We start from the raw sequence: 9,292 nt of genomic DNA on the forward strand, positions 1-9,292 counted from the left end.
GCGATGAATCATTATCTAGACATTACCTTATTGCCCAACGAGGAAGTGGGGCATTATTTCCTCTGGGAGAAACTCTATCATCAAGTGCATCTTGCTTTGGTCGAGCATAAAAATCGGGTAGGGCAATTTGAGATTGCTGCTGCATTTCCACAGTTTAACGAAATGGATAACAGTTTAGGCTCAAAATTACGCTTGCTGGCAACTCAACCTCAGCATTTGGAAGATCTAAAGGTAAGCAATTGGCTGCGTCATTTTACCGACTACTTGCATATCAGTAGTATCCGTCCCGTGCCCGAAAAAATAGAAGTTTATGTAGCTTATTCGCGCCCAGCAATCCGTGCGAATAAAGCGCGGGAAATCGCTCGAAGAATGAAGCGTCATAATGAAACGTTAGTGCAAGCTACAGCGCATTTTGAAGGTTTTAAGCCTAAAAAGACCAAAGCGCCCTTTGTTTATATGCAAAGTTACACTAAGGATTCGCGCTTTCCTTTATTTATTCAACAAACACATAGTGCTGTAGTAAAGGAGGGAAGTGTTTCGTTTGACAGTTATGGATTATCAAGCAGAGGCTATTTACCCAAGTTTTAACCTTATAATTTATGCTCTTTAACAAATTAAATAGAAACAGTGAGTTACTGTAGTGTGTTTTTCGTAAGGTAAAATAATGTTTTTTATCCTAACGAATTGTAGTTACTCACTTTTAAACTAGTAATCTATTGTTCACCGCCGCACAGGCGGCTTAGAAAAGATATTCACGAGCGCGGTTGATTTCTGCAAAGTTCACCGCCGCACAGGCGGCTTAGAAATGAAGAACAAACAAACTGGATGGCACGATGAAGTTCACCGCCGCACAGGCGGCTTAGAAACTATAAGCAAGCTGCCGATCGGTGCCCAAGAAGTTCACCGCCGCACAGGCGGCTTAGAAAGAACCAATTGATGTTACACTGCACAGGTTACGGTTCACCGCCGCACAGGCGGCTTAGAAAGCACAAGTAACCTACTAATGAGTGATAGCACCGTTCACCGCCGCACAGGCGGCTTAGAAAGTATAGTTCGGGTGGCGGTGATAGTGTGACAGGTTCACCGCCGCACAGGCGGCTTAGAAATCATCCCATCCTTCGCTTTTTAAGCTACGAATGTTCACCGCCGCACAGGCGGCTTAGAAATAGGTCGGAAGAAACCAAGATGATGCGCATTCGTTCACCGCCGCACAGGCGGCTTAGAAAACCTGACAGAAGAGTAATTAGCTCGAAAAGCGGTTCACCGCCGCACAGGCGGCTTAGAAAATTGGGTTAGAACCTGTATAAGCACCGCGACAGTTCACCGCCGCACAGGCGGCTTAGAAAAATACGCGCGATTCGATTGAACCGTGTATCCCGTTCACCGCCGCACAGGCGGCTTAGAAATCATTGTGCGCGGCTAATTCTATTCAATGGTTGTTCACCGCCGCACAGGCGGCTTAGAAAAACCAACTGACGCGCCCTATAACGGTTCTTCTGTTCACCGCCGCACAGGCGGCTTAGAAAATCTTGGTACTGAATTATTCGAATGCGCATTAGTTCACCGCCGCACAGGCGGCTTAGAAAACCACTAAACAGGCATTGTCACGAGTACGCGAGTTCACCGCCGCACAGGCGGCTTAGAAAAAGAGGCTAAAGAGTTGATGGACGCAGGAGTGGTTCACCGCCGCACAGGCGGCTTAGAAACAGAAAGTTCGAGAGATTCTTTATTGGGTTTTGTTCACCGCCGCACAGGCGGCTTAGAAATAAGCCACAACGGAAGGTTTTTATAAGGGAATGTTCACCGCCGCACAGGCGGCTTAGAAAATGATATTTAATCCCGTCATTATCACTGGTGTGTTCACCGCCGCACAGGCGGCTTAGAAAAAGAACATGAATAGTCATAGCACGAACAAGCCGTTCACCGCCGCACAGGCGGCTTAGAAAAGTCTCCAAAGACTCAATCTTCAACAACGTATGTTCACCGCCGCACAGGCGGCTTAGAAAGATGAACCACAGCTTAGGAGTTTTCTTCTTGTGTTCACCGCCGCACAGGCGGCTTAGAAACGTAATCCTTCGTCCTGCCAAGCCGCTTTTCCGTTCACCGCCGCACAGGCGGCTTAGAAACGCAAAACTGGCAAGAGCCAAAACCACTATACGTTCACCGCCGCACAGGCGGCTTAGAAAATTCATCTAGCGTTCTTCGAAACTGGTCTTTTGTTCACCGCCGCACAGGCGGCTTAGAAAAAAATCAATAATAGATTGAAACGCGCCACCAAGTTCACCGCCGCACAGGCGGCTTAGAAACCATAAAGATGGCATAAGTAAATCCTCATTGTGTTCACCGCCGCACAGGCGGCTTAGAAATGTGAAGACTACCATAGACAAAGAAACTTACGGTTCACCGCCGCACAGGCGGCTTAGAAAATCAAACACCAGTACATCGACTTCAACAGTGAGTTCACCGCCGCACAGGCGGCTTAGAAAATACCCCATGCACAAACGGACGACCTAACAAAGTTCACCGCCGCACAGGCGGCTTAGAAAGATAGCGCATTAGCAACACAGATCACCACTGTGTTCACCGCCGCACAGGCGGCTTAGAAACCGCAGGTAGGGCAGTTTTTCCCGATAGGAATGTTCACCGCCGCACAGGCGGCTTAGAAATAAGTCGCTCCCCGTTTGCGAGCCAGTACCAAGTTCACCGCCGCACAGGCGGCTTAGAAATTGTCTGCTATCTCACTCCGACATCATGTCCTGTTCACCGCCGCACAGGCGGCTTAGAAATTCCCACCAACCGTCTTGGCGCTCAAAGTCTGGTTCACCGCCGCACAGGCGGCTTAGAAAGTCAAAGCACAGCGTAGAGAAGCCCGCCGCTAGTTCACCGCCGCACAGGCGGCTTAGAAACGCTGCGGTTTCGGTGACACGTTTAGGGGCTGGTTCACCGCCGCACAGGCGGCTTAGAAATTAGGAACGCCCCACCCCCTAGCAGCATTGTAGTTCACCGCCGCACAGGCGGCTTAGAAACCGCCAAGAACCTGCTGATTTAGCCTCGTTTGGTTCACCGCCGCACAGGCGGCTTAGAAATATAAAGTTGGTAAAGGGCGTAAGTTATTTGTGTTCACCGCCGCACAGGCGGCTTAGAAAATTGATGAATGCCTGTTTTAATATGGGTTTCAGTTCACCGCCGCACAGGCGGCTTAGAAATAGTTGCTGAAAACGAGATGCTGCGAGAGTCAGTTCACCGCCGCACAGGCGGCTTAGAAAGTTTTCTTGTGTGCTAAATTCACAGACAAAGCGTTCACCGCCGCACAGGCGGCTTAGAAAGTGCGGCTCGTAAATCCGCACCGTTGCGCATTGTTCACCGCCGCACAGGCGGCTTAGAAATGCAGATGGATCAGCGCACAATGCTGATGATGGTTCACCGCCGCACAGGCGGCTTAGAAATAGTGTCATTACCACCAATCGAAGATATACTCGTTCACCGCCGCACAGGCGGCTTAGAAAAGTAGTTGAGGTAATGACAAACAAGTCATTTTGTTCACCGCCGCACAGGCGGCTTAGAAATAACCAGAAATGCCAGTTAGCGTCCTTGTCCCGTTCACCGCCGCACAGGCGGCTTAGAAAGCTGACGAGTATGTTAGCTGGTCGCCTAAGCAGTTCACCGCCGCACAGGCGGCTTAGAAATTACAGTGTACCATACCAATTTCACAGAATCCGTTCACCGCCGCACAGGCGGCTTAGAAAAATTTGGGTACCAGAAAGACGAACGCGCTGAAGTTCACCGCCGCACAGGCGGCTTAGAAACCTAAAAATGGTGCGCGCGGCTGGATTCGAATGTTCACCGCCGCACAGGCGGCTTAGAAAAGAAGGATTGATGAAATGTGGACAGAGAAAGTGTTCACCGCCGCACAGGCGGCTTAGAAAAACGCCATTTGTAAGGCGTTTGGTGGTAAGTAGTTCACCGCCGCACAGGCGGCTTAGAAAATCGCCGGAACCGATTTCAGCTTTAACGTGACGTTCACCGCCGCACAGGCGGCTTAGAAACCATAACGGGCATAGGCGCGCTTTGCGGGTAAGTTCACCGCCGCACAGGCGGCTTAGAAATTGTATTGCGCTGCCAGTAACCGCCGTAAATAGTTCACCGCCGCACAGGCGGCTTAGAAATAGTGTAGTTCCACCCGCTTGCTGTTAGCACAGTTCACCGCCGCACAGGCGGCTTAGAAACCAACCAAGATAAACACGCCGCTAAGGTGGCAGGTTCACCGCCGCACAGGCGGCTTAGAAATTCACCCGCTTTAGCGCCATGAAGAGTCAGTTGTTCACCGCCGCACAGGCGGCTTAGAAAAGCTTAAAGCAATTTTCTCGGGCTCACATATGGTTCACCGCCGCACAGGCGGCTTAGAAACTACTCGTGAGTTGTTGCTACGACTATTCACTGTTCACCGCCGCACAGGCGGCTTAGAAAAGTGGAGAAGCCGCCATGGCCTGTGCCGAAAAGTTCACCGCCGCACAGGCGGCTTAGAAAATGCGGAAATTATTCGATTTACCATTACAGTAGTTCACCGCCGCACAGGCGGCTTAGAAAAATGAAATGGCGTAAAGATCACAAGCAGCGTAGTTCACCGCCGCACAGGCGGCTTAGAAACTTATCGCTCATTTCCCACGTAAGGCGCTTCTGTTCACCGCCGCACAGGCGGCTTAGAAAGAACAAGCACGGCTTGATGATGTAGCAGATTCGTTCACCGCCGCACAGGCGGCTTAGAAAAGGCATGACAGCTACAGGTTTCTTTTCAGGCAGTTCACCGCCGCACAGGCGGCTTAGAAAGTAACCTTGACATTAGTAATTTGTAACCCTAAGTTCACCGCCGCACAGGCGGCTTAGAAACACAGAACGAAAAGCGTGTTGCGCTCGCAGAAGTTCACCGCCGCACAGGCGGCTTAGAAAATTTCCAGAATTTCGATATCTTCCGGAGTATTGTTCACCGCCGCACAGGCGGCTTAGAAAAAAAGAAGCAAAAATCATTCTTGCTGGTGATTGTTCACCGCCGCACAGGCGGCTTAGAAAAAGCAGAAGAACAGGCTAAAGCCGAAGCTGAGGTTCACCGCCGCACAGGCGGCTTAGAAAAATGGAGTTCAATCAGTGGCAACGGATACTGCGTTCACCGCCGCACAGGCGGCTTAGAAAAATTGCATTGAAAAAGGCAGCGTTGTTTTTCAGTTCACCGCCGCACAGGCGGCTTAGAAATGTTGTTTACTTGATTTCTGGAAGTAAGGATAGTTCACCGCCGCACAGGCGGCTTAGAAAATACGCAGTTTTTAGTGTTTTCTTTGAAGTTCGTTCACCGCCGCACAGGCGGCTTAGAAATCGATCGTCGTTTCCATGTCGTAGCCCATTCGGTTCACCGCCGCACAGGCGGCTTAGAAAGACTGCCCCGAATGCGGGTCGTTCATGTGTCAGTTCACCGCCGCACAGGCGGCTTAGAAAAGCCACAGCAAAACGCGCCCTTAAGCAGTTGGGTTCACCGCCGCACAGGCGGCTTAGAAAACACCGCCGTTTTTAATCCGCAGTGGATTAAGGTTCACCGCCGCACAGGCGGCTTAGAAATCTATTGTTCTATCATCTCCAGTTGGAGGTGGGTTCACCGCCGCACAGGCGGCTTAGAAAATTTGCTGCCTAACATGTTTATCACCTTCAATGTTCACCGCCGCACAGGCGGCTTAGAAACGATAGTGAAATTGCGGTATGCGTGGTTATTTGTTCACCGCCGCACAGGCGGCTTAGAAAATCAATCGCGGTCACTTCACCGCCGGATTCCTGTTCACCGCCGCACAGGCGGCTTAGAAAACTTTGATGATGGGACATTAAACCCGATCAATGTTCACCGCCGCACAGGCGGCTTAGAAAATTAATTCGCGTTCTGCGTTAACAACATCACAGTTCACCGCCGCACAGGCGGCTTAGAAATATCAGTGCAATGATTGCAAAGATAAGGGCGAGTTCACCGCCGCACAGGCGGCTTAGAAAAATGAGTGATATTGCAGATGTAGCTGCCATTGGTTCACCGCCGCACAGGCGGCTTAGAAACAAGAGCCAGAACTATTAGCTATGTGGGTTAGGTTCACCGCCGCACAGGCGGCTTAGAAATTTGAGTGGGTTGAAAGTTCTTCTTATTGCATGTTCACCGCCGCACAGGCGGCTTAGAAATTTGAGTGGGTTGAAAGTTCTTCTTATTGCATGTTCACCGCCGCACAGGCGGCTTAGAAAGCTTCAAACAATAACCCTTGTGAGTAGGGATAGTTCACCGCCGCACAGGCGGCTTAGAAACCGTTTATCGCGCTGCATAACTGGATGAAACGGTTCACCGCCGCACAGGCGGCTTAGAAATTGTCAAAGGTAATACAAGCTTTTCAGCCTCAGTTCACCGCCGCACAGGCGGCTTAGAAACTTGGGTGTAAACAGGTTTTTTAGATGTTCAGGTTCACCGCCGCACAGGCGGCTTAGAAATAAGGACTCGTATGAATGACAAAATCGAATCAGTTCACCGCCGCACAGGCGGCTTAGAAAAACATGCAGACACTTGGGCACGTTGGTGATTTGTTCCCCGCCGCACAGGCGGCTTAGAAAATCATGTTGAAGCAAAGCGCTGTTAGGGCAGTGTTCACCGCCGCACAGGCGGCTTAGAAAAAACAACAGTCGATGGCGGCCAATTTGAAGCCGTTCACCGCCGCACAGGCGGCTTAGAAAATGCTAACCGTATGAAATACACAGAAGACAAAGTTCACCGCCGCACAGGCGGCTTAGAAAATGTGGCCTTGCATTTCTTTAGCAGCCATGACGTTCACCGCCGCACAGGCGGCTTAGAAAATGAAGGATTTGCTTGATGAGCTGTCAGTTCACCGCCGTACAGGCGGCTTAGAAAAAGAACCGTTCAACCGCTTCAAACAACAAACCGTTCACTGCCGTACAGGCAGCTTAGAAAAGCACGAACAGACGATTCTAGAATCTCAACCAGTTCACTGCCGTACAGGCAGCTTAGAAAGTAACTTGGGTCTGGGATTTCCGACAACAGGAGTTCACTGCCGTACAGGCAGCTTAGAAAGTACAAAGGTAGTCCTGAGGGCTATTCAATTTGTTCACTGCCGTACAGGCAGCTTAGAAATGACTGAGAAAACCAATCCTTACCACTGCCCCGTTCACTGCCGTACAGGCAGCTTGGAAAATAATCAGTTTATTACCTGCAACTACGTTAAGGTTCACCGTCTCACAGACGGCTTAGAAAGCTAGCCAAGTTTGGCTGCAGTTAAAAACACAAGTTTGACGATTTTTCGTTGGCGTTACCCAATAGCATTAAGCCTCTTCATTGAGGCTTTTTTATGCGCTTTTCAGGATAGGGTTCTTCTAACTCTTCAAGATGCTTGTACTGATGTGCTAAAGTTACCGTCTAATTAGTTAGCACCTCCTGTATCAAATTAAGGCGAACTCAGTAGGTAACTGTCCAGCTCCCATTATTGGTTACTACGTCAACTTGCGTTAGATCACACGAGCCTCCATAAGAGACAGAAATAAATTGACCAAATTTAAGCTGTTTGGGAAAGCCTTTTTTCTCGAAAAGGCTTTCACAGTTACCTCTGTTTACAATGATGTCGTTTACTATGACATGATCTTCAATAGCCTTGATCTTCACTTCATATGATTTTATATACAGACTTGCTCTTTCGTAGATTTCAATTTCAACATTCGGTTTAGAATCACTGCAAGCACTAGTCATTCCTAGCAATGCAAAAGCAATAAGTAATTGTTTCATCATAAATACACCTAAATTTTGTAATCGACCGCTAACGGTGACTTGCACTAAATGGGAGGTTTTACTGTTTCTCATGCTGTAAATTGGCATTCGGATCTGTAGAGCTCTTCGTTGCTATGGACGGTATTGCACTGTGCTGCTCGCTGATTGGTAATCAGTAGATTGAGGCCCCTATCCACATAAGGGGCACAATTGAATGTTTAAGTTGCGCTATTAGCTGCATTTTTAGTTTTAACAAAAACAGTGATGGAATACCCAATCCCATACATGGCGGCAAATATCCCCCATCCAGCTGAAGCCTCTAGATCGATGTCTGCAAATGCAGAAGCAAGGATTAAGCATAATGGGAAAAACACCATTCCTATGATTGACATGGTTTTTACGACTGACATGTGTAACTCCTTTTAATTAGCGTGTTTGAAGACACTGTTTGTTCCGAAAGAAGACATTTACATTCTATCGGTAGGTGTTCTTAATGTAAAAATGACCAAATGACCATTATACAGGTCTAAATGTAATGTTTATGGCGTGGTTTGTCTATCGTGTGTCCTTGAGAATTATCCAGTATTTAATATCCTGGGGTTCTCTAGTGAATGATGATGAAGTGTTAAAGATGGGAATGGCTTTTGGTCGCGCAGTTAAGTTACGCCGAGTCGAGCTAGGCTATAACCAAGAGGGGCTTGCTGATAAGGCCGAACTTGCCAGATCATTTGTATCAAGCGTTGAACGTGGTGTCGCGAAGGCATCTATAGCTTCTGTATGGAAACTAGCCCAAGCGCTGAATTGTAATCCATCGGATTTATGGGTAACGGCCGAGAGGCTTTATGATGCGCGTTGAGGTCGTGTAAGCCTTGAGGATTATGCTTCGTAACGCAAAAACATGGCAGTTATCATCAACCAAATTAACGATAAATTGGTTTAGTCAGGACGCAATCTGTCACTTGTAATTCAAGGTTTAATCAGAGCTTGCAGATTGCTGGCACCACTTAATACACTAAAACAAAAATGACGAGTTAGAGTTAAGGTTTTAACTCGGAAATGCCCCATTACGCTTCTGCATTGAGATTTTAGGCTAAATCTGACGTACAAAGATTGACCAAATTTAAGTAATGATACAAAGTGGCTGCATAAATAATTGATTTATTGCGTATGACTTTTAGACATGCTTGAAGCGATAGCTTTGCGGGTGAATTGAGCTTGTACGCAGCCAACGCCAGCCAAATTCAAGTGGTGAACAAACATTCTCTATGTTGGCGGAATATGGAGAGTTCAGATACAAGGAAGTTAAATAGCCCATCATTATGCGCACTTCTTACGTAATCTGTCACTTACAAAACAAGCCACAGCAACGGACACGGAAAATGCGCGCCGTTGCGTTATGATCGTTAGGCCCCAAGGAGCATTTTCAGAGCCATGCCATACGTTCTCGCGGATGAATTATTCAGAACCAAGGAAAACGTCACGACCCGTTGTCGCGAGATTCTC

General features: G+C 48.4%; 4 protein-coding genes and 1 CRISPR repeat array. Of the genes, 2 read left to right on the forward strand and 2 right to left on the reverse strand.

What is annotated here, in order from left to right:
- The first annotated feature begins 3 nt into the window (after positions 1-3).
- Entirely contained in the window at positions 4-588 is a 585-nt protein-coding gene (gene cas6f, locus L5L94_RS18385; protein ID WP_263164452.1) for a type I-F CRISPR-associated endoribonuclease Cas6/Csy4, read from the forward strand.
- Positions 589-718: 130 nt separating this feature from the next.
- Positions 719-7,282: direct repeats of the CRISPR family, unit length 28 nt; unit sequence GTTCACCGCCGCACAGGCGGCTTAGAAA.
- A 201-nt stretch (positions 7,283-7,483) separates the two neighbouring features.
- On the opposite strand, the gene L5L94_RS18390 is transcribed toward cas6f, so the two are convergent.
- Together L5L94_RS18390 and L5L94_RS18395 are read right to left on the reverse strand one after the other, a co-directional pair.
- Positions 7,484-7,810, reverse strand: a complete 327-nt coding sequence (locus L5L94_RS18390) for a hypothetical protein (RefSeq protein WP_263164454.1) — start codon at positions 7,808-7,810, stop codon at positions 7,484-7,486.
- A gap of 197 nt (positions 7,811-8,007) precedes the next feature.
- Positions 8,008-8,199, reverse strand: coding sequence for a hypothetical protein (locus L5L94_RS18395; RefSeq protein ID WP_261737980.1), 192 nt, complete (start codon positions 8,197-8,199; stop codon positions 8,008-8,010).
- A 197-nt stretch (positions 8,200-8,396) separates the two neighbouring features.
- Here L5L94_RS18395 and L5L94_RS18400 point away from each other — a divergent pair, with 197 nt between their 5' ends.
- Positions 8,397-8,645, forward strand: coding sequence for a helix-turn-helix transcriptional regulator (locus L5L94_RS18400; protein ID WP_263164457.1), 249 nt, complete (start codon positions 8,397-8,399; stop codon positions 8,643-8,645).
- The last annotated feature ends 647 nt before the right edge of the window (positions 8,646-9,292 follow it).

The sequence above is a fragment of the Shewanella sp. SM21 genome (genome assembly GCF_025654335.1).
In the GTDB taxonomy this organism is placed as follows: Bacteria; Pseudomonadota; Gammaproteobacteria; order Enterobacterales; family Shewanellaceae; genus Shewanella; species Shewanella oncorhynchi.